The sequence below is a fragment of the Bartonella sp. TT29SHDZB genome, from assembly GCF_042193395.1.
Lineage (GTDB): Bacteria > Pseudomonadota > Alphaproteobacteria > Rhizobiales > Rhizobiaceae > Bartonella.
Window position 1 is genome coordinate 14,661 of record NZ_JBHILQ010000005.1, and the last position, 26,966, is coordinate 41,626.

A 26,966-nucleotide genomic window follows, 5' to 3' on the forward strand; every position below is an offset into this window, starting at 1 on the left:
TAAACCGCAAGGGATGATAAAACCCTTCTTTGGTCGTGCAAAAATTATCGGATTGTGTACCGCTTTTCTAACATTGCAACAATTGCATTTAACTGATCTGATGAAGGCAACGCCATAACCGATTTATTTTCCTCTTTCCTAGCGGGATGTTGAGGCGCATAGGCGGGAATGGGAACTTTATCAAGCTGTACCATCGCAAAAGACGTAGGATGGTCCGTCTTGGACTGTGCTACCTGTGTAGAAGAAGATATACTCTTTTCTGTTCTTATTCCTCTACTTTCTAAACTTTCATCTACAAAGCTTGGCGTATTACCAGAACGTTCTTGGGCAAAGGCATAAGCAACATCATAAGGGCGATTATTCGTAGGAATTTGAAGCGACCCATCACGTGATCGTTTTTCATAAAAAGCATTTCCCCCTGCAACCTGAACATAATGCATGTTTTTATACGGAAAAGACAAACCAGCGGTATGAAAAAACTTAGCGTTTTTAACTTTCTTATCTCGTTCACCCCGTAAAACAGCATCAGCCGCCTCTCTTACACGAGCAACAGATGCTTTTTCCGTCATAGGACGCGTTAAAACACCAGGAGCAAATTGCCTATATTGACCAACAACACCACAAATTGTCTTAGGATAGGCGGTTGAATTAACACGATTCATAACAACCGTTCCAACGGCAATCATCCCTTCTCGGCTTGTGCGATTTGATTCAAAATACATCGCTCTCATAAGACATTGACGCTCTGTCAATGGATACGTAACCGTTTTTGTCTTATTATTATTTACTTTTCCAGTATCTAAATGACTTGAAGCACATCCCACAACAACTAATGGCGCTACACAACAGGTAACAAAAACATTCAAACGATTTTTTTTCATCTTATGCAACACATTCCTATAATCTCTGAGCTATTCAAGTTTTGAAATGAGCTTTAAATGTATCTCTCAATAAAGTACATAGCTAATTGTTACCACTCAGCAAAATTTTAATACAAGAGGTAATCAAAAAGTATCTATGCAAAATAAAAAATAAAAAACTCTTAATTTACAGATCAATATTGTTATTCTTCACGGTTCAATATAGGCTATAATAACCTATACGTTTCAATTATAATAAAATAACACTATCCATTTCTTCTACATACGAAAAAAATAATACAGATATCCCCTTTGAATATAAAATTTTAACAAAATGATCTGAAAGGAAATTCCCCTAGAAAACTCCCCTCCTGCCACAATACGAGTGATGATATCATCTAATATACAAATATGTCAAACAAAGAGTTAGCAATCTGCCATGCTTCTCTGAAAAAACTCTTTGTTGCTTCTTTGTGCTTTTCCATAAGATGGTTATCTTATTCTTTCTATAGCTGCACTGTAAGAAAATACTCACATATCTACAAACTTATTTTATACATATAAGAAAAATTTTAATTTATTTTCTTCTCATCTACCCCAACTTTATAAGTAAGGTCATCGCGAGGACGATCAGAGGACATATGGTAACCCGTTATGATATAATGCAGCATTTCAGCAATATTAGTAACATGATCACCAATTCGTTCAATATTCTTTAAACAAAACAGTAAGTGCGTACAAACCGTAATATTGCGCATATCTTCCATCATATACGTCAAAAGTTCACGAAAAAGAGAAGTATACAAAGCATCAATCTTCTCATCACGCTCACGCACCGCGTCAACACGCTCTAATAAGCGACTCGTATAAGCATTTAAGACTTCTTTTAATTGATTGAGAGCTAAAGCTGTAATCGCTTCAAGCCCATGATAAAAGGAAGTAGATTGACGTATTTCTGAAAGTGCAACAGTCCTCTTAGCAATGTTTTTGGCCATGTCCCCAATCCGCTCAAGATCAGAAGAAATACGAATGGCTCCAATAATTTCACGCAAATCTACAGCCATCGGTTGACGTTTGCAAATAATAGCAACCGCTTTTTCATCAATGTCACGTTCTGCTTCATCTAAAAATACATCATCGGCAATCACTGTCGTTGCAAGTTGAAGATCACTACACACAACCGATGCGACAGAACGTTCAATCATCCTTTCTGCATGGCTCCCCATTTCTGTAATCCTTGCTTTTAAATATTTTAGTTCTGCATCATAAGAACGGACAGTATGATTCATAGACATATCTTATACTCCTCAATTCACCTATCCAAAACGTCCCGTAATATAATCTTGCGTCCGTTGTTCTTTTGGTGAGGTGAAGATCATTTCAGTCGCACCAACTTCTACCAAATGCCCTAAATGAAACATAGCTGTATATTGAGAAACACGTGCGGCCTGTTGCATGGAATGCGTTACGATAACAATTGTATAATTCTGCCTCAATGCATCGATAAGCTCTTCAATCCGTGCTGTCGCAATGGGATCAAGAGCCGAACAGGGCTCATCCATCAAAATAACTTCAGGACTAACCGCAATGGCGCGTGCAATACACAAACGCTGTTGTTGTCCTCCTGATAAACTTGTTCCAAGATCATGAAGTCGGTCTTTTACTTCTTCAAACAAACCTGCCTGCCTCAAACTCTTTTCAACGACATCATGCAATTCAGAACGCGTTTTAACTAAACCATGAATGCGTGGTCCATAAGCAACATTCTCAAATATAGATTTTGGAAAAGGACTAGGTTTTTGAAAAACCATTCCTACACGTGCACGCAATTCTACAACATCAATCCGTGTGTCATAAATATTCTCCCCATCTAAAGTAATAAGACCCGTTATTTTAGCGCCTTCAATCGTATCATTCATACGGTTAAAACAACGCAAAAAAGTCGACTTCCCGCATCCTGATGGACCTATCAAAGCCGTCACTTGATGTTCAGGAATATCAAGTGTAATACCATGGAGTGCTTCTTTGTCTCCATAAGAAACCTTCACATCCTGACCACGCATTTTAATTTTCATTATAAAAATTCACCTTACAAAAATCTTATCGAAGTTGTTATTTTATTAAAATTACTGGCGGCGTTCAAATCGTCGACGTAAAAAAACCGCAGAAATATTCATGATCGCCAAAAAAATCATTAATACAATAATAGCCCCCGACGTCTTTTCAACAAAAGCGCGCTCTGCTTCACCCGCCCACATAAAAATTTGAACAGGCAAAGCTGTTGCTGGATCCATGGGGGTCGTAGGAATATTAACAACAAAAGCAACCATTCCAATCAAAAGCAAAGGCGCAGTTTCACCCAAAGCCTGAGCTACTCCAATAATTGTGCCTGTCAAAATACCAGGTGCTGCTAAAGGAACAACATGATGAAAAATCATTTGTGTTTTTGATGCCCCCAACCCTAACGCTGCGGCACGAATAGAGAGAGGAACAGCACGCAAAGCAGAACGTGTCGCAATAATGATCGTGGGGAGTGTCATGAGCGCTAAAACAAGACCACCAACCAAAGAAGCTGAACGTGGTAACCCCAAAAAATTAACAAAAACCGCGAGTCCTAAAAGACCAAATACAATCGAAGGAATAGCAGCAAGGTTATTGATATTAACTTCAATAAAATCTGTAAATTTATTTTTGCGTGCATATTCTTCCAAATAAAGAGCCGTCGCTATGCCTATCGGGAGTGAAACCAATAAAACGATGCCTATCATATAAAGAGAACCAATGATCGCAACACCTAAGCCCGCAGTTTCAGGACGACTTGAAGCGCCAAATGTAAAAAAACCAACATTAAATGTTTTATAAAGCGTACCATCATGCGCTAAACGCTTTATCCATTCTACTTGTCGATTAGAAACTTTACGGTTTTTTTCTGCTACATGCAGATCAATCTGCCCCTTATAAGCAGAATCGATATCCGCAGCTGCCAAAACTTTGATTTTTTGCATTGTGCCAATCAGTTTTGGATTCTTTGTCACCATTTCACGAAGTTGAACACGGACGCCATTTGAAAACATACGATTAACATCCCGCAGAGAAGCTCGATCATTTTGATCGATATCAAGTTTCTTTGCTAAAGCATTGCGTACAAGAATCGGATAATTCGCCGTTATGAGAACCTGTGGATTTGTTTTACGTTGACCACCTGGATCAATGATCTTTTCATCCAAATAAATTGATAATGTCATTTGACTTTGAAAAAAAGCTGTATAACCTTGGCTAATAATAGAGCATAAAAGTGCAAATAAAAAAAACAAACCAATAAAAATGGCAATTAAACCATAGGCACGAAAACGACGTTCAGCCCAATACCGACGTTTGAGGCTAATATTGCGACGAGGAAAAAGAATTTTTTCATTCATTCATATTGTTCCCGATATTTACGCACAATATAAAGAGCTAGAATATTCATCAAAAGTGTCATAACAAAGAGTGTCATTCCCAAGGCAAAAGCCACCAGAGTTTGTGGAGAGTTAAACTCAAAATCACCGGTTAATTGATTAACAATCTTAACAGTCATCGTAGTCATTGCTTCGAAAGGATTGAGTGTTAAGTTTGCTGCAACACCTGCCGCCAAAACCACAATCATTGTTTCTCCAATTGCACGCGATGCCGTCAACAAAATTGCTCCCATAATCCCTGGAAGCGCTGCAGGTATAACGACTTTCTTAATCGTTTCAGACTGCGTTGCTCCTAAACCATAAGAACCTTCACGTAAAATACGTGGAACAGCTGTTATAACATCATCTGACAAAGAGGAAACAAAAGGAATTAACATAATTCCCATCACAACTCCAGCAGTCAAAACACTTTGCGCCATAATAAAACTAACCCCGTCTGAGAGAGAAGCAGAGAGATCACGTAAAAATGGTCCTACAACCTTCAAAGCAAAAAAGCCATAAACAATCGTTGGAATGCCAGCAAGAACTTCTAACAATGGCTTCACAATTGCTCGCAATCGCGAAGAAGCATACTCGGCCATATAAAGAGCTGAAAATAATCCTATAGGTACAGCAAAAAGCATGGCAACAAATGCAATATAAAGCGTACCAGCAAGAAGCGGTATTAAACCAAATTGTCCTACTTCATTGCTTGAACCGCTCGCAGAAAAACGTGGATCCCAAACCGTTCCTAAAAAGAAATTCGAAAAGGATACAGACTGAAAAAAGCTTATTGTCTGAAAAAACATAGAAAGTGCAATGGCTATTGTCGTCAAGATAGCAACGATAGAAGCACAAGCCAAGCCAATAATAATCAAAGATTCAACCTTATTACGCGCACGCTGTTGAGGAGCAATTTGCATCATTCCACAGATAAAACCAAAGAACGCAATAGCAAAAAGGAAACCATGACCAATAAACTGAAGCTTTTCAGAAGAAAATACCCATGATTGTGCTATTTTGAACACATCATCCGATGCTTCATGAGGTAAAACAAACCCTTTCGTGAGTAATTGTTCCTGCACTTTCTTATAGGAAACGGTAGAAAGGTCCCCTTCAAAGTGATGAAGCATTTTGACGAGACTTCGAAGTGTCTCCCAAAGTAGATCATGATTTACAGGCTCTGTTACATGCGCACTATACGCCCCAAGCTCTTGAGAGGCATTATATTCTAAATAAATTGTACTCCCCGCATCCCAAAAAATTAAAAAAATAAAAGCTGGAATAACAGTAATCAAAAATGTCCACCAGCCATAATAATACGCACGAGAATGCATTTTATGTTGTCTGTCTTCAAGAAAGCGTGCTCGCATATAAGAAATACAAAAGCCACAAAATCCAAGAGTCAACAACAGCAAAACAATGAAGGAAATGCGCATTTTATCTTTCAGTTCTTATAAAAAAATAGCACCAAAAACTCTTACTTTGGAAATCCAACAAATTATTCCCAGCCAATTATTTCAATGTCATTACTCGACCAGCAGAAAAATCAGAACGCTGTGCTTGACGTTCCTTTTCAGGAGAAACAATCAAACCATATTCAGCCAAAGGCCCCTCTGGACCAATCATTTGATCAGAAAGAAAAAAATCAACATACTCTCGCAAACCTGAAATAATACCTAAATGTGCTTTCTTAATATAGAAAAAAAGCGGACGAGAAACTGGATATTGTCCACTAGAAATCGTCTCAACTGTTGGCGCAAAACCGTTAATATCGGCAACCTTTAGCCTATCGGCATTATTTTGATAAAAAGACAAACCAAAAATACCAACCCCTGTTTTATTAGAAGTTAGACGCGCAAATGTTTCAGAATAATCACCATCAATATCAACCGCTTTTCCATCCTTACGTACTGCAATACAAGCAGCGTATATTTCCTTATCATCCATCCCTAAAGACTTCATCGTCTCAACCGCTCCACTCTCTTTACAGCCTACAGCAAGTAATTTTTCTTCAAAAACTTCACGCGTTCCATGCTTCTCTCCAGGAATATACGCTGCTATCGTCCAGTCAGGAAGAGCACCATTAACTGCATTCCATCTCGAAACATTATTGGGCTGCAACTTTCCGTCTATAATAATTCGAGCCGCAAGGGCCTTATAAACATCTACTGGCTGTAATTTCCAATCAGGTCCCTTAATATCTGTTGCAAAAACAATGCCATCATACCCAATACGTATTTCCTCAACATCTTTTACACCAGCATCAAAACAAGACTGTAATTCACTCGGTTTCATTGCTCGCGAAGCATTAACAATATCAACAGTGTTCTCCCCAATACCACGGCAGAATTCCTTAATACCAGCTCCTGTTCCACCAGATTCGATAACAGGAACCTTAAAATGAGGATAAATTTCCCCAAATGTTTCAGCAACAATCTTTTGATAAGGTAAAACTGTAGATGAACCAGTAATCTGTATTTGATCGCGCGCATTGCCTCCATTTGCTGACAGCAGTAGCGCAAAAAACAATCCCACTCCAATTGATAATACTCTATTCATCTATAAGCTCCCTAAAAATTGAGGATAAAGCCTCTTAATTTATATTATACGGTCATTCTAGTTCACATTTGCAACATAACAAATATAAAAAAACAATATGGATCATTTTTTAAAACCATGTTTTTGTCCTCTGTCAAATAAATTCATTTGAACGCTTGAACTCAATAACATCCCAAAACAAATGAGCAATATCTGTACAGCAGAAGCGTTTAATTTCACGAATTCCTGTAGGAGACGTCACATTAATTTCTGTTATATAATCTCCAATCACATCAATCCCCACAAAAAGAAGACCGCGTTCCTTTAAAGCTGGACCAATGCGTTCACAAATCTCATAATCACGTTTTGTTAACTCAACATTTTCCGCGCGACCTCCAACATGCATATTAGAACGAACATCTGTTTCTGTCGGAATTCGATTAATAGCTCCAACAGGTGTACCATCAAGCAAAATAATCCTTTTATCTCCTTTTCGTACTGCCTCTAAATAGCGCTGAACAATAAACGGTTCGTGATAAATTTCTGCAAACATTTCCAACAATGATGCTAAATTGCGATCATCTTGTTTTAAATAAAAAATACCAGCGCCCCCATTTCCATAAAGTGGTTTAACAATAATATCGCCAAATGTCTCTCTAAAAGCTGTTATTTCTTCAATATCTTTGGTAATTAATGTTTCTGGCATCAGATCGGAAAATTCAGTAACAAAAATTTTTTCTGGACTGTTGCGTACCCATGCCGGATCATTCACAACGAGTGTTTTAGGATGAATACGTTCTAACAAATGAGTTGTTGTGATATAATTGAGATCAAAAGGTGGATCTTGGCGTAAAAGAACCACATCCATATCTGTTAATTCAGTGCGAACAGGCTTTTCTAATTGATAGTGGCTTCCCTCTTTATCATGTACAATCAATGGCTCTAGTCGTGCAATCACACAACCATTACACAGAGATAAACGATCTGGTGTATAATGGAAGAGAGAGTGTCCACGTTCTTGTGCTGCTAAAGCGAGTGCAAATGTCGTATCTCCTTGAATCCGAACTGTTGAAATATGATCCATCTGAATGGCAATTTTCATCAATAAATCCTCCCTATCCTAAAAGCAGACTGGTCTATGCACCATAAACTTAGTAAACAATAAAAGAACTATGACAAGAGAAAATTTATGACACAAGAAACAGATATAAAATTAAACAACAAAGAAATCGAACGCTATGCACGCCATATCATTTTGCCTGAAATTGGTGGCGCAGGACAACAAAAGCTAAAAAAAGCACGCGTTCTTGTTGTGGGCGCCGGTGGTCTTGGTGCTTCTGTCTTAACCTATTTGGCTGCTGCAGGTGTTGGAACCCTTGGAATTGTCGATAACGACATCGTTTCACTTTCCAATTTACAACGCCAAGTTATTCATAAAACAAATGCAATAAACAAAAGCAAAACAGACAGTGCTGAAACCACTATAAAAGCAATAAATCCCCATGTTGTAGTTGAAAAACACACCCTACGCTTAGATAAAAGTAATGTGGATAAACTGCTCAATGCTTACCACATCATTGTTGATGGAAGTGATAATTTTACGACACGCTATCTTCTTGCTGATCACGCTGCCCAATGCAAAAAACCTTTAATAAGTGGTGCTGTAGAACGTTTTAATGGCTCATTAACCGTCCTTATGCCGTATAAAGACAATAATCCTCACTATCGCGATTTATTTCCCACCTCTCCAGCTCACGGGACTATCCCAACATGCGCTGAAACTGGAATCATCGGTGTTTTACCTGGCGTTATTGGGACCCTACAAGCAATGGAAGTTATTAAAATGATCACAAACATCGGAGAGCCATTAGTAGGAAAGATTCTTCTCTATAACGGATTATTAGCGCAATTTAATGTTATTACCTATAAACGCTCAAATTATAAAGAAAATGCCATAGTTATTAAGAAGCTTGGAGAATCATGATGATGTCCTCTCTTCCACTAATTTTTAGCACTCTCGCAACATATATTGAAATACTAGTATTTTATCGCAAATCATCGAAACACTGTAACCCATGGAAACTATTAGATTTATCACAAATATGGAAAACCTTTTGTGAAAAAATAATTCTCTATAATGGATTATCGACATAATTTCATGTCATCGTCTATAAATGGACAGAGACTCATGCAAATGTAGCGGCCATCAGTGTTCTTGTGTAAAAAATTTTCGGCGTAGATAAAAATACAATCAGCGGAATTCTATTCAGCTATTTTACTATTCACACATAAAAATTGTTTCACATGGCAGTGCTTACTTCAGACCGCCATAGGTTTTCCAATTCACGGGTTTGTTTTAAAGAGACATGTCTTAAGGCACCCAAGCTCATTTCGCGGCGCCGACCGTGAATGGTATAACGATACAGCCATTGAGCATCTCCATCTTTACGCTTATGAAGAAGCAAGCCGGCACCATCATTATATTTGCCAGCCCCCAATGTTGCGACAGATCTTGCATTAAGCCGATTCATCAGAATCATTTTTACTCCTTTCTTTTATAGTTTTTACCCACACGCCAGCCCCGCTTGTGACGTGCAAGCAAGTGATTTTGATTGATTCAAGATACACAGATTTGAAATGAGAGAATTCTACGTTATTCGGGGTTCTAATTCAATGTGAATAACGATAAATTATAATTATAAATCAATGTCTTATACAGACAACAACCTATAAATAATCTAAGTCATATTTTAGTGACCGATACTATAAAAGGTCAATGATCTGTACCTACACCTCTAACCTTAAGAGAAAACGTCTATTCATCAAGCATCATAAAATGCAGCTTAGGATCATTGCACGTATAAGAACAATCAATTGTCTCTGTTCATAAAAAAATACATGGGGATTGATGTGTATAGAAGGATTAAGATAAACTTCATGGAGAGCTTTAATTACATAATTATTACATTCAGAAGCAGAAAGCTGCGGCTCATGAATTGATAATCCTTCAGCTATAATTTTACAGACAAGTATATGTAGAAAAAGTGAAGCCCACAAATCTTGAAAACCAATCCGCAGATGACAGCGTAAAGAGTGTATTTTTATAAAAGATCTCTTTAAAATAAGCGAGTAAATATGCAATGTTAAATGTGTTCTGTTTTGCGTGAGGGGCGTTCCCCCTAACAAAACATCAATAAGAGCTCTTTTTATAAAACCGTGAAACTAAAATTAAAAAAAGTCAGACTTCTTTCTAAAATTAACATCTATGGTATAAGTGAGTTTGGCTCGTTCGCTTTATTATTATCCATTGGTAAAGGAACAGGATGATCGGATAAACTGCGTAAATAAAGCAAAAGATCGGCACGATCTTGGTCATTTTTAATTCCACGAAAAGACATAATGGTCCCAGGAAAAGCTTCACGTGGAGAATGTAAATAACGATCCAACGTTACAAAATCCCATTTTTGATCAGAATGCGCGCGCAATGCCCGTGAATATGCAAAACCTGCTGCTGATGCCAAAGGGCGGTTAACAATCTCCCAGAGAACTGGACCAACACGCCCTGCTTCATTACGTCCAGATGTGTGGCATATGGCACATTGGCGAAAAATTTTACGGCCATTTTCAAAATCGCCTTGTTGAAGGCGGCTATTTAGTGATAAAGAAACATCGGGTGCTTTTTGTTTTTCTTGAAATATATCATTCTTGGCAACTGTATGATGATATTGGACTGATGTAGGATGATCGTAAATTATATTGCTGAGTGTGGAAATCCCCACAATAATGACCAGCACACATAAACAAGCACAAATAAAATAAATAAATCTCGGGCGATTCATAAAAACTCAAATGTTCACGGTTTCATTACCATTTTTAGTTTAAGCTTTTTCTTTATAACACACAACATCATAAATGCATCACAGATGACATTTGGAATCTTACAATGGCTCTTGAACCAATTATTCTTATTCCTGCCCGTATAGGCTCAACCCGTCTTCCTCAAAAAGCTCTCGCTGAAATTGGTGGAAAGCCGATGATTGTTCATGTCGCAGAACAAGCCAAAAAAGCCGCAATAGGACGTACAATCGTTGCAACAGATCATCATGATATTGCTAAAGCTGTTGCAGATTATGGGCATGAATATATCATAACACGAGGTGATCATAAGTCTGGATCTGATCGTATCTATGAAGCTTTAATGCGCATTGATCCTGCACAACGCTACAACGCCATTTTAAATATACAAGGTGACCTCCCAACAATAATGCCTCAGGAAATCATTCGTGCGCTATGCCCTTTAGAAAATAGCCTTACTGATATTGCAACCTTGGGTGCTCAAATCATTGAAGAAAATGAAACAAGAGATCCCAATGTTGTCAAAATCATTGGTACACCGCTTTCTCAAAATCGCCTTCGTGCTCTTTATTTTACGCGCGCCACAGCACCCTATGGAGATGGTCCTCTTTATCACCATATTGGAATATATGCCTATAGGCGCGAAGCACTTGAGAAATTTGTATCATTCAAACCCTCACCACTTGAGCAACGTGAAAAACTTGAACAATTACGCGCATTAGAACACAATCTGCGTATCGATGTGGAAATAATCGATACAATTCCCTTAGGTGTGGACACACAACATGATCTCGATAGAGTTTGTGAGATTTTAGCATGAAAATATTTAAAAAAACCAATAAAATTTCTTTCCAAGGAGAATACGGCGCTAATTCCCATATTGCTTGCTCCAATATGTTCCCCCATATGGATACTATTCCCTCTGCTACTTTTGAAGACGCCCTTAATTTAGTGGAAAGCGGGAAAGCTGATCTTGCTATGATCCCTATTGAAAATACTCTTGCGGGACGCGTTGCAGACATTCATCATCTTTTACCTCAATCATCTCTTTATATTATTGATGAATATTTTTTACCTATCCATTTTCAACTCATGGTTTTGCCCGGCGTTACACATGACGAAATTAAAACCGTCCACAGCCATACGCATGCTCTTGCACAATGCCGAAAAATTATACGAAACAACGGTTGGAAACCTGTTGTTTCTGCCGACACCGCTGGAGCTGCAAAATTTATTAAAAAAAATGCTAAACGTTCACAGGCTGCTCTAGCACCTTTAATCGCAGCAGAACTCTATGGACTTGATATTCTTGAAAGAGATGTTGAAGATAACCCTCATAATATTACCCGTTTTGTCATCCTTTCACGCTCCAAACGACATGTCCCTAAACCTCAAAATGGCGAAAAAATCATCACCAGTCTTCTTTTTCGCGTGCGCAATGTCCCCGCTGCTCTCTATAAAGCTATGGGAGGATTTGCAACGAATGGTATCAATATGACAAAATTAGAAAGCTATCAAATTGGTGGAAATTTCAATGCAACACAATTCTTTGTTGATATTGAAGGACATCCTGAAGACCCTATGATGAAACTTGCCTTAGAAGAGTTGTCTTTCTTTTCTGCAGAATTGCGTATTATCGGCACTTATCCGGCACAAAACGATCGAACATCGTATATATAAAAGCAATTAAGCTGCCATCATTTTTTGTTGATATCAAAAAGCATCGTAAAAATTTCATAATGCAACGCATCTTGAAAGAGCTCGTTTTTTCTACTCAACACCCTTCATAAACACTGAAGAAGAAAAAACAGTAACCAAAAATAAAAACGCTTGTACCATCTATTTCCCTTTCCACATTAAAGAGAGGTTCTTGAGAAAAGTCATTTCCTATGACAATTTATTCTAATAAAGATAACAAACTTCTAAATTGCTCTCAAAATAATTCAAATTATTATACATAATAGAGCATTCAAATCTCTTAGATTAATATCATTTTAAACATGGTTTAAAACTAGAAAATGCAACTTAGCCCTGATTTTAGCGTTAAGTTTGAACTTTTATCTTTATAAAAACTGATTTATATTCCACCTAACTTTAGAAAAAAGGAGAGGATAATGAAAAAAATCTTCACGCAAGGATTATTAGCTGCCAATATTCTCGTCTACTCTAGTGTTGCATTCGCTGGCTTTGGTGAGAAAAAATGGAATTTTGGGCTGGATGAAAGTGTTGTGATCATACCATCTGATACAATCCATCAAGGAGCTGAATACTCTTGTAGTATCTTTAAGCCGAAGAAAGTATCCTTTACTTTATCATACTCTGCCCCTTCTGATTTAAACAAATTGAGAATTTTTGTTGATGATGAAAAGAAAATAACCCATGATAAAGAAAAGAAGATCTTTACCCTAAAAAATATAAAATCTCTTCATATAAGTTTTCCTTCGTCAGGACATTATATTTTTAAAAATATTACGAAGAAAAAAGTTATTGGAACAAATTGTGACACAGGAGATTATGATTAATAATATTTCTAATAGCATCTAAATGTGAGTAAAATTATTCTTTTGTTCAGGTGTTTTTTTCAAAATAGGTTATAATGAGCTATTAAAACTTATCTCTGAAGAGGTGTTTTGTAATGATATGGAAAACCTTAAGCTACTCATAAAATTAGATATTAAAGAACTTTTGCGACAACTAAATGACTAAACTTAAATTGTTCTTTACTCTCTACCATCAGAGCTAATTTTTAAATAAGAATATAACTTTTACCTTCGCAAATGCTTCATTTTAATTACTATAAAGTACATCGTACCCAAATCATTTATAGATTAAGAAGAGAAGTAAAAATTGTTTTATAGAGGCATTCCTCATTGCATTTTAATCATATTCATTCAAGATTCTTGTAAAAAATTCATCTTGCTTTTCTCTTATCGTCAAAAAATATAATTATTTCAAGCTATAAAATGTCGTGTATATAAAATACCATTTTTACAGTTATGAAATCATAAATCTGTGCCATCATTATTATTTTATAGCTTTTAAATTGCATCGTCTCTTGTAAGAGTACAGTCCTTAAAAGATATGTGAAATCTTTTCTCCAATAATGGGAACGCATATATTGATCCATCTGGTGATGAACCCAACGTCTTTAATGAAGAAAATCAGCACTCAAGAAAAAAGAGCGATAATATCTACTCAAGATTTACATTCATAGATGTTAAAAGAAAAAATATGAAGAGCTATTGTTATGAAAACTGATAAATCCTCAACTTCTTTGTTGTTTATATGTTAATAAATTAAACGCAAAGGAAAATTCTTCATCGTTCTTATAATATTTTTTGTTTCTGAGCTTGATTTTTCATTCTAAATCGACAATATGGATTTTGGGAGGTTGGTGGTGGACGAACTACTCGCCAACTGGGTCAGGTCTGGAAAGAAGCAGCCCTAACGAGTTCTGGTACGGGTCATCGTGCCAGCCTCCTGTTTTGCTGAAGAAATTATTTTTATGCTATCTTTTAGCGAAGTATTTTAAATCTTCAGAGCAGCGTTTGTATGCAGCGGTAAAGGGATTTGGTTGTCTTTAAACAAATTGTCCCATAAATAATTTGATTAAGAAAAAATCCTTTTATATGAGAGTACAGTATTGACCTATGCTTTTGTATTATCAAAATGTATGCATAAAGAACTTTGAAGTTGGAAACATTCATGGAAAATGTACCGGTAGAAACAGCCTATCGTGTTCTTGCTCGTAAATATCGACCACAAAACTTCTCTGACCTCATTGGTCAGGAAGCTATGGTGCGTACTCTCACCAACGCCTTTGAAAAAGGTCGCATTGCACAAGCATGGATGTTAACAGGGATTCGTGGCATAGGAAAAACCACAACAGCACGTATTTTGGCACGTGCGCTCAATTATAAAACAAAAGATATTGACCAACCAACAACCGTATTGGACTCTCTTGGTGAACATTGCACACAAATTATCGAAGGACGCCATATTGATGTTATAGAAATGGATGCCGCTTCTCATACAGGCATTGACGATATTCGTGAAATTATTGAACAAATACGCTATCGTCCTGTTTCTGCACGCTATAAGGTTTATATTATCGATGAAGTCCATATGCTCTCAACACAAGCTTTTAATGGTTTGTTGAAAACTCTTGAAGAACCACCATCCCATGTAAAATTTATTTTTGCCACAACAGAAATTCGCAAAGTTCCTATTACAATCCTTTCACGTTGCCAACGTTTTGATTTGCGACGTATTGAATCAAAAGCTTTGTGTGCACATTTGCGCCAAATTGCGAAATATGAAAAGGTAGAAGTAGAGGATCAAGCACTCTCTATGATTGTTCGCGCTGCAGAAGGCTCTGCACGTGATGCATTATCCATTTTTGATCAAGCGATTGCCCATAGCAATGGCAATGTTAATGCTATTGCGGTGCGTACAATGTTAGGACTCGCAGATCAAGCACGTATTATTGATCTTTTTGAATTTATTATGAAGGGCGATGTTGTCAATGCATTACATGAATTACGCAGTCAATATGAAGCAGGGGCTGATCCTCTTACTATATTGACAGAACTGGCCGATTTTAATCATTTGGTCACACGTTTACGTTTTACACCAGAAATAGTGGAAGATTTTTCGCTAACTGAAGAACAACGTTTAAAAAGTGTAGACTTTTCAAAAAAACTTTCCGTTCCTATTTTATCTCGAAACTGGCAAATGTTACTCAAAGGTTTACAGGAAGTTAATCAAACTGCACGTCCACTTCAAGCTGCTGAAATGCTTTTAATTCGTCTTGCTCACACGGCTGACCTTCCAACTCTTGATGAAGCTTTAAAAAAGCTTACGCAAGAAAAAACACCTCTCACACTGGTTAAAAACTCTTCTCATCAAGAATCTACAAATGCAAATAATATACCAAAAGAAACAATGGTCGATACCCATGTTTCCTCGAGCATTTCAAATACATTACCCGATCAATCAGATTTAAAAACATCTTTGAAAAACCAATTAGATCATTCCTTACAACCGGAAAATTTAGTTAAAAATCAAACTTCTGAAAAAACCAACGCTCAAGAAGTAACAGAGGTTCTAGAAACTTCTCAATCTACTGATCTTTCTGGAAAGATTGCAAATTTATCGCATTCTGTCACGCAAACAACAGAAGAGATTACTGAACCTAAAACTCTCGTGATTAATTCTTTGCACGATATTATTAAATTAGCCGAACAGCATGATGATGTTCCTTTCAAACTCCTTGTTAAAGAATTTGTTCATCCTGTTTCTTTTGAAGCTGGGCATATTACCTTGAGACTTTCTGAAAATACCCCACAATTTCTTGCTCATGATATAGAAAAAAAGATATCTCAATGGACTGAAAAACGCTGGACAATAACTTTTGTTAATGAAGGAGGTGGCCCAACCTTACAGGAGGAAAGTATAGCGATTCAAAAGACTCTTTTTTCTAATGCAGAAACAGATCCTGATATCGCGAAAATCCTCAATCATTTCCCAGAAGCAAAAATTGTCGATATTCGACTCAATAAAGAAGAAAATGATCTTGATTTACTCTCCAATACCTTTAAAAATGCTGATATTTTTAAAAATAAAAATGATATCAATGATGAATAAGGATACCTATTCCTATGCGTGAAATGATGAGCATGATGAAAAAAGCCAAAGAAATGCAAGAAAAAATGCAGAAGATTCAGGAGGAAATAGCTAATCTACAAGCTGTGGGTACTGCAGGGGGTGGTCTCGTCAATATCACTTTAAATGGCAAAAATATTATAACAGCAATTCAAATTGATCCTTCATTACTCAAACCTGAAGAAGCTGAAATTCTTGAAGATCTCATTATGGCAGCTTATAATGAAGCAAGAACAAAAATCGAAATCGCAATAGAAGAAAGAACCAAAAGTATAACGGCAGGGCTACCACTCCCATCAGGTTTCAAGCTTCCATTTTAATGAAACGGATTTTTTCCGTGGGACAAAAATATGTCTAAATACATTGCAGGACCTGAGATTGAACGTCTCATTCAGATTTTATCACGGTTACCAGGTCTTGGTCCACGTTCAGCGCGTCGTGCTGCACTGCATCTTATCAAAAAAAAGGAGACTTTGCTGGAGCCTTTAGGAGCAGCTATACAAGCAGCTATCGAAAAAGTCGGCATTTGTTCTGTTTGTGGAAATGTCGATACCATTGATCCTTGTTCAATTTGTACAGATTTGCGCCGCGATGATACAACAATCATCGTTGTTGAGGATATTGCTGATCTGTGGGCTCTTGAACGTGCAAAAACTTTAGCCGCACGTTACCATGTGTTGGGTGGACGACTCTCCCCCTTAGATGGAATAGGTCCTGACGAACTCAACATTGCCACCTTAATACAACGTGTTGTACAAAATCCTATTACGGAGATTATTCTTGCTGTCAATGCGACTGTCGAAGGTCAAACAACTGCTCACTATATCACTGATCAGCTTTCTAATTTTCCAGTTAAAATTACGCGACTTGCTCATGGTGTGCCTGTAGGAGGCGAGCTTGATTATCTTGATGATGGAACTTTAGCAGCAGCTGTACAAGCACGAACAAATCTTTAAAACTTTTTCTTATCTGTTATCTCTTTTTGTTTGCTATCATTTCTTTGTTATGGGGGAAATATTAAAATGATAAAGAAAAAACTTTCACTTTTAAACGACTTTGGTCCTGGTATTTTAGTATGTTTACTCATATCAGCCTTAGCTTATGGCTTAGAAGTTGTAGAAAAACAGCTTTTTGGACAAGCATGGCTTGAAAGCCTTGTTTTGGCAATTCTTTTAGGATCGATTATCCGTAGTTGTTTTCCTTTGCCAACATATTTTCAAAAAGGTATCACCTTTTCTGCAAAAACACTTCTTGAAATTGCTATCGTTCTTCTAGGAGCAAGCATTAGCATTAACGCAGTCCTTTCAGCTGGTTGGAATTTGCTTGCTAGTATCATATTCGTGATATTCGTAACGATTATCCTGAGCTTTGCTATCGGCCGACTTTTCGGGCTTTCTACACATTTGGCAATGCTGGTCGCTTGCGGGAATGCTATTTGTGGCAATTCAGCTATTGTCGCTGTTGCACCTGTCATTAAAGCAAAGCATGACGAAGTAGCCGCATCAATTGCTTTTACTGCTCTTTTAGGAGTTCTTATTATTTTATTTCTACCCTTTTTACATCCATCTTTGAATTTGTCATTTAGCCAATATGGCGTGCTTGCTGGCATGGTTGTTTATGCTGTACCGCAAGTTTTGGCAGCAACAGCATCTATCTCTTTTGTAAGCGTCCAAATTGCAACAATTGTTAAATTGGTACGCGTTCTCATGTTAGGTCCTGTTATTTTTATTCTATCAATTATCTATCATCGCTCAGCACAAACACGTTTTCGTCTACATACTCTTGTGCCATGGTTTATAATCGGTTTTATTATCATGATGCTTATCCGCTCAAGCGGACTTATTCCTGAAACGGCTATAAATCCGATCAAACTTATTGCTCAGGTATTCACTATCATTTCAATGGCAGCATTAGGTTTAGGTGTTGATATACGATCATTAAAAAAAGCAGGATGGCGCGTCATTTTGACTTCAACCTGCTCCATAATTATTCTCGGTATTTGTAGCCTTATCATGATACAATTGAATGATTTAAATCATATAACATTTTGAAATATGCATTGATTGTTTCTTTTTTCAACGGAGTATACAATCAATCCAAAGTCTTACTACTACTAAAATCAGCTCTTTCATAAAACCAGCAAAAATTCTAAAAATTTGCCTATTATTCTATACAAAAATTGAAAGAGCTATAATATGAAGCGCAAACTGCCAAAATTACTTTTTAACCCATAATAATTTGCAGCGATATAGTATTAAATACGTAAATCATACAAAATAATGCTATTTCTTTCATCTCTAATCTCATTAAATTAAAGTTTGTATAAAAGATTGATAAATATACACTTTAATGGGGTTACGTCTCTCACGAAGAACAAAACGCCCAAAACAGAATATATTTATGTTGTGCATTCACGTTCTTGTAAAAAAACACCTCTCAACGCACTTGAGCTCCCTTTCACGGCAGTGCCTATGAATAACATACTGTAAAATCCCCATGACGTGTATAAAATACATTATACTCCCCATCTTTTCGCTTGTGAAGTACAAGCCGGAACGTTATACTATCGGCTCTATTTCTAGCTCCCAATGTTGCCGATAGCGCTTGCATCAAGATGATTCATAAGAGCCATTTTAGTCCTTTCTTAATAGTTTTTTACCTACACACCAGCCTCGTTTGTGGTGTGCAAGCAAGTGATTTCAATTGATTCAAGATAAGCAGATTTAAAATAAGAAAATCTTACAATGTCCAAGGATCTTATTTAACATGGAAATAATAAATATCATTATAAATCAATGTATTAACAATAAAAACAAATAAGAATCAAATCAATAGCTCATTCTATTCTATAAAAGATATTGTTGCTTATTGGCACTAGTAACTTTCTTATAAATGGAATATACAACAGTAAAAAGATTAAAAATATAACAGGCCTTTTGTTTATCGTTTTATTCAACTAAACTATTTTTATGCTTATCCTTGCTATAGATACTGCTTCAATTTATTGTGCTGTTGCACTCATTTGCCATAAGTCTGTTATTGCGCGCATCAATGAGCGCATGAACAAAGGACATGCTGAAAAACTTATTGGGCAGATTACACAAATAATGACACAAGCCAATATGACGCTTGATCAAGTTGAACGTATTGCTGTCAATATTGGACCTGGATCGTTTACTGGTGTACGTGTCGGTGTTGCAACAGCGCGCGCTTTGGCATTAGCACTTGAGATACCAGCTGTTGGAGTGAGTGCTCTTGAAGCATTAGCCGCACAAGTAACAACCAATGAAAATTCTACATCGGCAATTACTGTTGTTATTGAAGCAGGAAGAGATATGTTTTACCATCAAAATTTCCATAAAGATCTCACACCTTTGGGAGCGCCGGGATTAAAAACAATTGAAAATATCCTCGAAGATTTGCCAAAAAAAACCCGACTGACTGGCTCAGCCGCTGATGTCGTTGTACAGCATATTAAAAACCATAAAATAAACGAAAAAATTGTCCTAGAAAAAATCCCCTGCGAAGCGGCTGATATTGTAAGCTATGCTTATCTTGCTGCCAACAAACAACCACAAAACTCACCTCGCCCACTCTATCTTCGCAGTGCTGATGCAAAACAACAAACCGATTTTGCTTTACCACGAAAAAAATAATGTCCAAATTTTCATTGACAAAAAAAAATTTTGAGATTGCTCCGCTACAAATTAATGATAGTGCTGCTCTTCATCAAATTCATCAACATTGTTTTACCCCTGCTTGGACAAAACAAGCTTTTGATAATTTCTTAACAGATCACTCTATCTTCGGGTACAAAGCTTTTCTCCTTGATCACCCTGATCAAATTTTAGGCTTTTGCCTCTGCCGTCTCATCCTTGATGAAGCAGAAATCATCACAATTGCTGTCCACCCTCATTATCGTCAACAAGGAATTGCTACCCTTCTTGTCGATCGCACAGTTTGCCATCTTCACAACAAGCGCGCTATAAAATTATTCTTGGAAGTAGAAGCTACAAACCTTTCTGCTTTGAACCTTTATCAACGCTTCAAATTTCAAAAAATTTCTGAACGTCTTGCCTACTACCCGTCAAAAAATGGTCGCGGTGATGCAATTATCATGCAAAAAACTTTTAAGCAAATAGATTGAGATTTGTGTAAAAAACATTTAGACATGCGCTATGAATAAAGTAAATCCTAAAAATACGCCTCCTGTTGCTCCTAAAAAGGTTTTCATCAAAACCTATGGATGTCAAATGAATGTTTATGATAGCCAACGGATGACTGATAGTCTCAGTTCACAAGGCTATGTGACAACACAAACTCCCAATGATGCCGATCTTATTCTTGTTAATACCTGTCATATTCGTGAAAAAGCAGCAGAAAAACTTTATTCTGATCTTGGTCGTTTGCGCGTTATGCGTCAAGAACGCACACCTGATAAACCCTTGACAGTTGGTGTAACAGGTTGTGTTGCACAAGCTGAGGGAAGTGAAATTTTGCGCCGTGCTCCAACAGTGGATCTTGTTATTGGTCCGCAAATGTATCACCGCTTGCCAGAATTGTTAGAAAAAGTCAAACAAGGAAAAAAAATTATCGAAACAGACTATGCTGTTGAAGATAAATTTGCTCATTTGCCGCCTCACAATAAACATGCAGTAAGAAAACGGGGTGTTAGCGCATTTCTAACAGTACAGGAAGGGTGCGATAAATTTTGCACTTTTTGTGTTGTTCCCTATACGCGGGGTGCCGAAATATCACGGTCCGTCGAGCAAATTACCGAGGAAGCCCGCCAACTCATAGAAGCAGGAGTTAAAGAAATTACGTTGCTTGGACAAAATGTTAATGGTTGGCATGGACAAAGTGTTGATGGAAAAACTTGGCGTCTTGGCGATCTTCTTTACCATCTTGCAAAACTTGATGGTTTAAAGCGTTTGCGTTACACAACCAGCCACCCACGTGATATGGATGATAGCCTTATTGCCGCGCATCGAGACCTTGATATGTTAATGCCTTACCTCCATCTGCCTGTTCAATCAGGTTCAGATCGCATCTTAAAAGCCATGAACCGACAACACAAAAGCTCTCATTATCTTCATCTTATCGAAAAAATTCGAAGCGCACGGCCAGATATTGCCTTTTCAGGCGATTTTATTGTAGGGTTTCCAGGAGAAACAGATGAAGATTTTGAAGAAACTATTAAACTTATTCAACAAGTGCAGTACAGTTCAGCTTATTCTTTTAAATATTCCCCCCGTCCTGGAACAGTGGGAGCCACAATGAAAAATCATGTTGATGAATCTGTAAAAGATGCCCGACTTCAACATTTACAGCTCCTTCTCCTTGAGCAACAAGATGCATTTTTGCGTTCTAAAATTGGTCAAAAAACGAACGTTCTTATCGAAAAACCTGGACGTCACTCAGGGCAAATGGTAGGACGTTCCCCTTGGCTTTTACCTGTTGTTGTCGATACAAAAGCCTCTACAGGTAGTGTGATAGAAATTCATATTAAAAATGCAAGCTCAAACAGTTTTGTTGGTGAAATGATAGATAGATAAATATGCCTCTAAAACCTTGTTCAAAAATAAATATTTTGGAAAACTCTTTTATTTTAAAAGAAAATGATTACATCTAAAGCGTGCACTTTTTGTAAAAAATTGTCTTTTATAAAATTTACTTAACAAAATGTGCAATATTTATATAGAATGGAGAATAGGCTGAAAGCTTCAACCGAAAAAATAAAGCGTATTAAAGAAAAAGTAAATACGTCCCTTGAAAAGACTGATACCTTGAAACAAACAAGCGTTTCAGATGTGAGCCAAGTTGTTTTGATTTTCGAAAATAATAAATATGCAAAAGCAGTTTTTGGTAAATTTGACGAAAATCTCGCTTATATCGAAAAAAAACTCGAACTTCGTATTCATCCGCGTGGTAATGAAGTCTTAATCCGTGGAAATATTTCTGTTATAAAACGTGCGCAATATGTATTGCAGCAACTTTATGAACGTGCCAAAACACATCAAGAGCTCACTTTATCAGATATAAAAGGAGCGATTGCTATGGCAGATATACCAAAGAAGCAGAAAGAAGATACCATAACACACAAACCTGCAACGAAAACTATACCAGCACGGTTGAGTACCCATAAAAAAATAATTCATCCAAGAACTCCAACACAAGATGCTTACATAAGCGCTATGGAGCATACTGAACTTGTATTTGGTGTAGGACCAGCAGGAACAGGAAAAACGTATCTTGCTGTTGCTCATGCTGCAATGCTTCTAGAACGTGGTATCATTGAGCGAATTATTCTCTCACGTCCAGCTGTGGAAGCTGGAGAACATCTTGGTTTTCTTCCCGGTGATCTCAAAGAAAAAATCGACCCATATTTACGACCACTTTATGATGCCCTTTATGATATGATGCCCGCTGAAAAAATAGAACGTATTTTAGCTTCTGGTGTCATAGAAATTGCTCCTCTTGCCTTTATGCGCGGACGAACACTTGCCCATGCTGCTGTTATTCTTGATGAGGCACAAAATACTACGCCCATGCAAATGAAGATGTTTCTCACACGTCTTGGAGAAGGAACGCGTATGATTGTTACCGGTGACGTAAGCCAAATTGATTTGCCTACAGGGCAAAAATCAGGTCTCATTGAAGCAATTCGCATTCTTTCAAATGTAGAAAATATTGCAATCGTGCATTTTGATGAAAAAGATGTTGTACGCCATCCACTTGTTGCTGCTATCGTTCGTGCTTATGATCGTGATTCAGAAATACAAAATAAAAAAAAATCATTCGCATGCGATGCATTAAAAAATGAATTTGATTCATCATGATTATTATTGATATAATGATTAAAAGCGCAGGGTGGAATGATGAGAAAATGCTTTATAATATCACTGAAAAAGCATTAATGGCAACTATGCATCATGTTTCATTGGCAAATGTTGTAAGCGAGATTAGCTTGCTTTTTACGGATGATGAACATATGGCACAAATCAATGCACAATGGCGCAACAAAAACAAATCTACTAATGTATTATCCTTTCCTGCTTTTCCACTTAAAGCTGGAAATCGACCTGGTCCCATGCTCGGTGATATTATTATTGCCCGAGAAACTGTTGTTTTCGAAGCAGAGAAAGAAGGAAAAACATTTCAAGACCATTTAACACATATGATTGTTCATGGTATCTTGCATCTGCTTGGTTATGACCATGAAACTGATGATGAAGCATATAAAATGGAAAAGCTCGAAAGAGAAATTCTTCAAAAGCTTTCCATAAAAGATCCTTACGCTGAATTGTCTATCAATGATAAAATTTAACTTTTAAAATTAATATTATAAGCATACCATTTAAAGCCTCTTATTTATCTATTATAAGAAAGAAAGTTTAGAAGATTTCAAAACCATGGACAACAAAATAAATACACAAAATAATAGTCAAACATCTTCTAACAATGAAAAAAAAACTTCTCAACAGACGAATCATACAGAAAAATATTCTCTGATGAATCATTTATTTTCATTCTTACGTGGTCGTAATTGTGCACCTACGTCACTGCGCGATGATCTTACCGTTGCCCTCACGACTAACAATGAAAAAGATACCGCCCCCTTCTCGCCTGAAGAACGTACTATGCTGCATAACATTTTACGCTTACGTGAAGCACGCGTGGATGATGTTATGATACCTCGTTCTGAAATCGAAGCATTAGAAATAAACACTTCACTTGGAGAAGCACTTAAATGTTTTGCAAAAATTGGTCATTCTCGCATACCCGTTTATGCTGAAACTTTAGATGATCCGCGCGGCATGATCCATATCCGCGATATTCTTAACTATATGATTCGCTTTATTATCAATCCAACAAAAACCGAACAAAAATCCGATTTGCTTCAATTAAACCATACAGACTTACATACTCCAATCGGTGAATTGGACTTAATCCGAACAGTTCTCTTTGTTCCCAGTTCTATGCTTGCAAGCAAATTATTAACACGGATGCAAACGACACGAACTCAAATGGCTTTAGTTATTGATGAACATGGAGGAACAGATGGTCTCGTTTCAATGGAAGATATTGTTGAGTTAGTCGTTGGGGATATCGAAGATGAACATGATAATGTCGACAATGCTATCGTACGTGAACCAAATAATAAATGGCTCGTTGATGCAAGAACTGAACTAGAAGATGTGGAGAAAGCTCTTGGTCCTGATTTTATCGTAGGGGAATATGGTGATGAAGTTGATACTATTGGTGGTTTGATCGTCTCCATTCTTGATCGCATTCCTGCCAAAGGTGAAATTGTTGAAGCTGTACCTGGCTATAGATTTCGTATTTTAGAAGCTGATAAACGCCGGATTAAACGGTTGCGCATTTTTCGCATTCCAAAAAATGAGAATCTTGAAAACAATGCCATCCCTAAAGAATAGTCCAGCGTTTTTACACAATTTCATCGTTTTTTTGTTCTCTGTTACAGGCTGGAAACGCCAAGCATGGATATTTCTGTGTGGTGCTCTTACTTCTTTTGCACTTCCACCCTTTTATTTAACACCTCTTTGCTTTTTAACTTTCCCTCTCTTTATTGTTTTACTTGACTCAATACAGGCCACAAAAAATAATAAAAAACATTTTTTTACTTACGCTTTAAGCTGTGGAACCTTTGGTTTTAGTTATTTTATTTGCGGACTTTGGTGGCTATGCAATGCTTTGTTAACAGATCCAGATTCTTTTGGTTGGGCCGTCCCATTAGCCATTTTATTCCCTCCACTCTACCTTTCTCTTTATTGGTTTTTTTCTGGTTTCATTGTCGGTTTATTATGGACAAAAGGAATAGCACGCTTTTTTGTTTTAGCCTTTGCATTAGGATTGTCCGAGTGGTTGCGTGCGTTTTTATTCACAGGATTTCCATGGAATTCTCTTGGCTATACAGCCATGCCAACCCCAATGTTCATGCAATCTGATGCAATCGTAGGACTTTACGGAATGAATATTCTTGCTGTCTTAGCCTACAGTTTGCCAACTGTTTTATTAACGGATGAAAAAAAGAAAGTGGCACTTTCTCTTTGCTTATCACTTATCTTCATTCACTGTGGTTTTGGGTTTTATCGTCTTCATACTATAGAAAACACAGCTGAAGATCAAAAAAGTGCTTATTGGGTGCGCATTGTTCAACCGTCCATCCAACAAAATATAAAGTTGCGTGATAATACACGAGAAGCTATGTTGGAAGCGCATATGAAGCTAAGTGCAACACCAACAACCGATCAAAATTCAGAACCTGATTTTATCATATGGCCTGAAGCTTCCGTTCCTTACCTTCTTTATGATAACTCATCTATCACAATGCACATTGCCTCTCTTTTAAAACCTAAACAATGGGCTATTATCGGAGCAATACGCGCCAGCAATGATCTACCTCATTCTCAAACACAATATTTTAATACAATTGCAGTCATTAATGCTCAAGGTAATATTTTAAATACTTCTGATAAACTTCATTTGGTTCCTTTTGGTGAGTATCTTCCTTATCAGAATTTATTGAAAAAAATTGGATTGCGTACCCTTGCCGATACTATTGGTGGATATAGTGCTGCAAGTGTGCGCAAAATTGTTACAATGCCAAACGGATTTTCTTATCTACCCTTGATTTGTTATGAAGCAATATTTCCCCATGAAATGACTTTTAAAGGTTCCCCACCTCAAGCAATTATTAATATTACAAATGATGCATGGTTTGGTGTAACGCCTGGACCCTATCAACATCTTCAACAAGCACAGCTTCGTGCCGTTGAACTGGGAATCCCCCTCATACGGGCAGCCAATAATGGCATATCAGCTGTTATTGATTCTTATGGACGAATCGTTGTAGCTCTTCGACAAAATGCTGTGGGCATTATTGATTCACAAGTTCCATCATCCATTACCCCTATAGGAAGCAATGAATACAGAACTTTCTCTACTTTTATCTTATTCATCCTTATGCTATTGTGTCGTATTGGTTTTGGTTTTACAAAACAGCTTAAATGATTCAAGTGCCCTTTGTACGGTATTATGTTGCGTGTACCAGTAATATTGGGAAAAAATATTACATATTGTTTTAATTATATGATAAATCAGCTGCGCATAAATATGATGTTGATTTAGAAAAAAGTGCTGGAAATAAAGAGTTGCATTATGACCGAAACTAGAAAAAAACCTGACCCTATAGATATCTATGTTGGAACTCGTATCCGTTTACGTCGTAATATTTTAGGACTCACTCAAGAGAAACTAGGTGAAAAATTAGGAATTACTTTTCAGCAAATCCAAAAATATGAAAAAGGAACAAACCGTATTGGTGCCAGTCGTCTTCAAGCGATAGCGGAAATTATGGATGTTCCTGTTTCTTACTTTTTTGATAAAGGTATTACCTCCCAACAAGTAGAGGGTTTTGCCGAAAGTGATCACAATTTTATAGACTTTTGTTCTAGCAGCGAAGGGATTCAGCTCATGCGCGCTTTTACAAATATATCTGATGCTAAAGTGCGTCGAAAAATTATTGACTTAGCAAAAGCACTTTCTGAGGAAGATTTGACAAATAAGTTATAAATTAAAATTATAT

At 37.0% G+C, this 26,966-nt stretch carries 24 protein-coding genes, 1 other RNA gene and 1 pseudogene; 17 read left to right on the forward strand and 9 right to left on the reverse strand.

What is annotated here, in order from left to right; genetic code table 11:
* Positions 1-44: 44 nt before the first annotated feature.
* From ACFIJJ_RS03855 to gshB, 7 genes are all read right to left on the reverse strand, one after another.
* Complete coding sequence (locus ACFIJJ_RS03855; RefSeq protein ID WP_375645973.1) at positions 45-881, reverse strand: cell wall hydrolase; 837 nt, start codon at positions 879-881, stop codon at positions 45-47.
* A gap of 551 nt (positions 882-1,432) precedes the next feature.
* Positions 1,433-2,155, reverse strand: a complete 723-nt coding sequence (gene phoU, locus ACFIJJ_RS03860; protein ID WP_375623081.1) for a phosphate signaling complex protein PhoU — start codon at positions 2,153-2,155, stop codon at positions 1,433-1,435.
* A gap of 21 nt (positions 2,156-2,176) precedes the next feature.
* Positions 2,177-2,935, reverse strand: coding sequence for a phosphate ABC transporter ATP-binding protein PstB (gene pstB / locus ACFIJJ_RS03865; RefSeq protein WP_012230692.1), 759 nt, complete (start codon positions 2,933-2,935; stop codon positions 2,177-2,179).
* 51 nt (positions 2,936-2,986) lie between these two features.
* Positions 2,987-4,279, reverse strand: a complete 1,293-nt coding sequence (gene pstA / locus ACFIJJ_RS03870; RefSeq protein WP_375623078.1) for a phosphate ABC transporter permease PstA — start codon at positions 4,277-4,279, stop codon at positions 2,987-2,989.
* The gene (gene pstC, locus ACFIJJ_RS03875; RefSeq protein ID WP_375623076.1) at positions 4,276-5,736 is read right to left on the reverse strand and encodes a phosphate ABC transporter permease subunit PstC; all 1,461 of its coding nucleotides are present in this window, start codon (positions 5,734-5,736) and stop codon (positions 4,276-4,278) included. The genes pstA and pstC overlap by 4 nt, the downstream gene beginning before the upstream one ends.
* Before the next feature lie 76 nt (positions 5,737-5,812).
* Positions 5,813-6,859, reverse strand: a complete 1,047-nt coding sequence (locus ACFIJJ_RS03880; RefSeq protein WP_375645975.1) for a PstS family phosphate ABC transporter substrate-binding protein — start codon at positions 6,857-6,859, stop codon at positions 5,813-5,815.
* Positions 6,860-6,992: 133 nt separating this feature from the next.
* A complete protein-coding gene (gene gshB, locus ACFIJJ_RS03885) occupies positions 6,993-7,940 on the reverse strand; it encodes a glutathione synthase (RefSeq protein WP_375645976.1) in 948 nt (315 codons plus the stop codon).
* Between the two features lie 87 nt (positions 7,941-8,027).
* Here gshB and ACFIJJ_RS03890 point away from each other — a divergent pair, with 87 nt between their 5' ends.
* Positions 8,028-8,822 (forward strand): molybdopterin-synthase adenylyltransferase MoeB, encoded by a 795-nt coding sequence (locus tag ACFIJJ_RS03890; protein ID WP_375645977.1) that lies wholly within the window; start codon positions 8,028-8,030, stop codon positions 8,820-8,822.
* A gap of 337 nt (positions 8,823-9,159) precedes the next feature.
* On the opposite strand, the pseudogene ACFIJJ_RS03895 reads toward ACFIJJ_RS03890, so the two are convergent.
* Positions 9,160-9,378: pseudogene (locus ACFIJJ_RS03895) on the reverse strand (Arm DNA-binding domain-containing protein); the annotation flags it as partial.
* A gap of 723 nt (positions 9,379-10,101) precedes the next feature.
* Positions 10,102-10,677: a c-type cytochrome gene (locus ACFIJJ_RS03900; RefSeq protein WP_375645979.1), complete on the reverse strand. Its 576-nt coding sequence runs from the start codon at positions 10,675-10,677 to the stop codon at positions 10,102-10,104.
* A gap of 104 nt (positions 10,678-10,781) precedes the next feature.
* Here ACFIJJ_RS03900 and ACFIJJ_RS03905 point away from each other — a divergent pair, with 104 nt between their 5' ends.
* The 16 genes from ACFIJJ_RS03905 (at position 10,782) to ACFIJJ_RS03980 (ending at position 26,953) form a co-directional block, all read left to right on the forward strand.
* Complete coding sequence (locus tag ACFIJJ_RS03905; protein WP_375623066.1) at positions 10,782-11,513, forward strand: 3-deoxy-manno-octulosonate cytidylyltransferase; 732 nt, start codon at positions 10,782-10,784, stop codon at positions 11,511-11,513.
* Positions 11,510-12,373 (forward strand): prephenate dehydratase, encoded by an 864-nt coding sequence (locus ACFIJJ_RS03910; RefSeq protein WP_375623064.1) that lies wholly within the window; start codon positions 11,510-11,512, stop codon positions 12,371-12,373. Before ACFIJJ_RS03905 ends, ACFIJJ_RS03910 begins: the two co-directional genes overlap by 4 nt.
* 434 nt (positions 12,374-12,807) lie before the next feature.
* Positions 12,808-13,215 carry a hypothetical protein gene (locus tag ACFIJJ_RS03915; protein ID WP_375623062.1) on the forward strand — a complete coding sequence of 136 codons (408 nt, stop codon included), beginning with the start codon at positions 12,808-12,810 and terminating at the stop codon, positions 13,213-13,215.
* Positions 13,216-14,079: 864 nt separating this feature from the next.
* An RNA gene (gene ffs / locus ACFIJJ_RS03920) (signal recognition particle sRNA small type) lies at positions 14,080-14,177 on the forward strand.
* A 221-nt stretch (positions 14,178-14,398) separates the two neighbouring features.
* On the forward strand, positions 14,399-16,339 hold the full coding sequence (locus ACFIJJ_RS03925; protein WP_375645980.1) for a DNA polymerase III subunit gamma/tau: 1,941 nt from the start codon (positions 14,399-14,401) through the stop codon (positions 16,337-16,339).
* A 14-nt stretch (positions 16,340-16,353) separates the two neighbouring features.
* Entirely contained in the window at positions 16,354-16,677 is a 324-nt protein-coding gene (locus ACFIJJ_RS03930) for a YbaB/EbfC family nucleoid-associated protein (RefSeq protein ID WP_273790576.1), read from the forward strand.
* A 30-nt stretch (positions 16,678-16,707) separates the two neighbouring features.
* Positions 16,708-17,313 carry a recombination mediator RecR gene (recR, locus tag ACFIJJ_RS03935; protein ID WP_273790577.1) on the forward strand — a complete coding sequence of 202 codons (606 nt, stop codon included), beginning with the start codon at positions 16,708-16,710 and terminating at the stop codon, positions 17,311-17,313.
* Between the two features lie 66 nt (positions 17,314-17,379).
* Positions 17,380-18,408: a YeiH family protein gene (locus ACFIJJ_RS03940; protein WP_375645981.1), complete on the forward strand. Its 1,029-nt coding sequence runs from the start codon at positions 17,380-17,382 to the stop codon at positions 18,406-18,408.
* A gap of 918 nt (positions 18,409-19,326) precedes the next feature.
* Positions 19,327-20,013 carry a tRNA (adenosine(37)-N6)-threonylcarbamoyltransferase complex dimerization subunit type 1 TsaB gene (tsaB, locus tag ACFIJJ_RS03945; RefSeq protein ID WP_375645983.1) on the forward strand — a complete coding sequence of 229 codons (687 nt, stop codon included), beginning with the start codon at positions 19,327-19,329 and terminating at the stop codon, positions 20,011-20,013.
* On the forward strand, positions 20,013-20,504 hold the full coding sequence (rimI, locus tag ACFIJJ_RS03950; RefSeq protein ID WP_375623053.1) for a ribosomal protein S18-alanine N-acetyltransferase: 492 nt from the start codon (positions 20,013-20,015) through the stop codon (positions 20,502-20,504). The genes tsaB and rimI overlap by 1 nt, the downstream gene beginning before the upstream one ends.
* A 31-nt stretch (positions 20,505-20,535) precedes the next feature.
* A complete protein-coding gene (gene miaB, locus ACFIJJ_RS03955; RefSeq protein WP_375645984.1) occupies positions 20,536-21,912 on the forward strand; it encodes a tRNA (N6-isopentenyl adenosine(37)-C2)-methylthiotransferase MiaB in 1,377 nt (458 codons plus the stop codon).
* Positions 21,913-22,071: 159 nt separating this feature from the next.
* Positions 22,072-23,196 (forward strand): PhoH family protein, encoded by a 1,125-nt coding sequence (locus tag ACFIJJ_RS03960; RefSeq protein WP_375623107.1) that lies wholly within the window; start codon positions 22,072-22,074, stop codon positions 23,194-23,196.
* On the forward strand, positions 23,193-23,684 hold the full coding sequence (ybeY, locus tag ACFIJJ_RS03965; RefSeq protein ID WP_375623049.1) for an rRNA maturation RNase YbeY: 492 nt from the start codon (positions 23,193-23,195) through the stop codon (positions 23,682-23,684). The genes ACFIJJ_RS03960 and ybeY overlap by 4 nt, the downstream gene beginning before the upstream one ends.
* Before the next feature lie 85 nt (positions 23,685-23,769).
* Positions 23,770-24,795 (forward strand): hemolysin family protein, encoded by a 1,026-nt coding sequence (locus tag ACFIJJ_RS03970; protein ID WP_375623047.1) that lies wholly within the window; start codon positions 23,770-23,772, stop codon positions 24,793-24,795.
* Entirely contained in the window at positions 24,758-26,392 is a 1,635-nt protein-coding gene (lnt, locus tag ACFIJJ_RS03975; RefSeq protein ID WP_375623045.1) for an apolipoprotein N-acyltransferase, read from the forward strand. The genes ACFIJJ_RS03970 and lnt overlap by 38 nt, the downstream gene beginning before the upstream one ends.
* A 147-nt stretch (positions 26,393-26,539) precedes the next feature.
* Complete coding sequence (locus tag ACFIJJ_RS03980) at positions 26,540-26,953, forward strand: helix-turn-helix domain-containing protein (RefSeq protein ID WP_012754634.1); 414 nt, start codon at positions 26,540-26,542, stop codon at positions 26,951-26,953.
* The last annotated feature ends 13 nt before the right edge of the window (positions 26,954-26,966 follow it).

What these genes read in the sequence shown, in the direction of transcription:
- phoU (WP_375623081.1), bottom strand. Translation starts at nt 2,155, where the DNA reads ATGTCTATGAATCATACTGTCCGTTCTTATGATGCAGAACTAAAATAT.
- ACFIJJ_RS03905 (WP_375623066.1), top strand. Translation starts at nt 10,782, where the DNA reads ATGGCTCTTGAACCAATTATTCTTATTCCTGCCCGTATAGGCTCAACC.
- ACFIJJ_RS03930 (WP_273790576.1), top strand. Translation starts at nt 16,354, where the DNA reads ATGCGTGAAATGATGAGCATGATGAAAAAAGCCAAAGAAATGCAAGAA.
- lnt (WP_375623045.1), top strand. Translation starts at nt 24,758, where the DNA reads ATGAGAATCTTGAAAACAATGCCATCCCTAAAGAATAGTCCAGCGTTT.
- pstA (WP_375623078.1), bottom strand. Translation starts at nt 4,279, where the DNA reads ATGAATGAAAAAATTCTTTTTCCTCGTCGCAATATTAGCCTCAAACGT.
- ACFIJJ_RS03915 (WP_375623062.1), top strand. Translation starts at nt 12,808, where the DNA reads ATGAAAAAAATCTTCACGCAAGGATTATTAGCTGCCAATATTCTCGTC.
- ACFIJJ_RS03900 (WP_375645979.1), bottom strand. Translation starts at nt 10,677, where the DNA reads ATGAATCGCCCGAGATTTATTTATTTTATTTGTGCTTGTTTATGTGTG.
- gshB (WP_375645976.1), bottom strand. Translation starts at nt 7,940, where the DNA reads ATGAAAATTGCCATTCAGATGGATCATATTTCAACAGTTCGGATTCAA.
- ACFIJJ_RS03910 (WP_375623064.1), top strand. Translation starts at nt 11,510, where the DNA reads ATGAAAATATTTAAAAAAACCAATAAAATTTCTTTCCAAGGAGAATAC.
- ACFIJJ_RS03940 (WP_375645981.1), top strand. Translation starts at nt 17,380, where the DNA reads ATGATAAAGAAAAAACTTTCACTTTTAAACGACTTTGGTCCTGGTATT.
- pstC (WP_375623076.1), bottom strand. Translation starts at nt 5,736, where the DNA reads ATGCGCATTTCCTTCATTGTTTTGCTGTTGTTGACTCTTGGATTTTGT.
- ybeY (WP_375623049.1), top strand. Translation starts at nt 23,193, where the DNA reads ATGATTATTATTGATATAATGATTAAAAGCGCAGGGTGGAATGATGAG.
- ACFIJJ_RS03880 (WP_375645975.1), bottom strand. Translation starts at nt 6,859, where the DNA reads ATGAATAGAGTATTATCAATTGGAGTGGGATTGTTTTTTGCGCTACTG.
- tsaB (WP_375645983.1), top strand. Translation starts at nt 19,327, where the DNA reads ATGCTTATCCTTGCTATAGATACTGCTTCAATTTATTGTGCTGTTGCA.
- ACFIJJ_RS03980 (WP_012754634.1), top strand. Translation starts at nt 26,540, where the DNA reads ATGACCGAAACTAGAAAAAAACCTGACCCTATAGATATCTATGTTGGA.
- recR (WP_273790577.1), top strand. Translation starts at nt 16,708, where the DNA reads ATGTCTAAATACATTGCAGGACCTGAGATTGAACGTCTCATTCAGATT.
- miaB (WP_375645984.1), top strand. Translation starts at nt 20,536, where the DNA reads ATGAATAAAGTAAATCCTAAAAATACGCCTCCTGTTGCTCCTAAAAAG.
- ACFIJJ_RS03925 (WP_375645980.1), top strand. Translation starts at nt 14,399, where the DNA reads ATGGAAAATGTACCGGTAGAAACAGCCTATCGTGTTCTTGCTCGTAAA.
- ACFIJJ_RS03855 (WP_375645973.1), bottom strand. Translation starts at nt 881, where the DNA reads ATGAAAAAAAATCGTTTGAATGTTTTTGTTACCTGTTGTGTAGCGCCA.
- ACFIJJ_RS03970 (WP_375623047.1), top strand. Translation starts at nt 23,770, where the DNA reads ATGGACAACAAAATAAATACACAAAATAATAGTCAAACATCTTCTAAC.
- rimI (WP_375623053.1), top strand. Translation starts at nt 20,013, where the DNA reads ATGTCCAAATTTTCATTGACAAAAAAAAATTTTGAGATTGCTCCGCTA.
- pstB (WP_012230692.1), bottom strand. Translation starts at nt 2,935, where the DNA reads ATGAAAATTAAAATGCGTGGTCAGGATGTGAAGGTTTCTTATGGAGAC.
- ACFIJJ_RS03890 (WP_375645977.1), top strand. Translation starts at nt 8,028, where the DNA reads ATGACACAAGAAACAGATATAAAATTAAACAACAAAGAAATCGAACGC.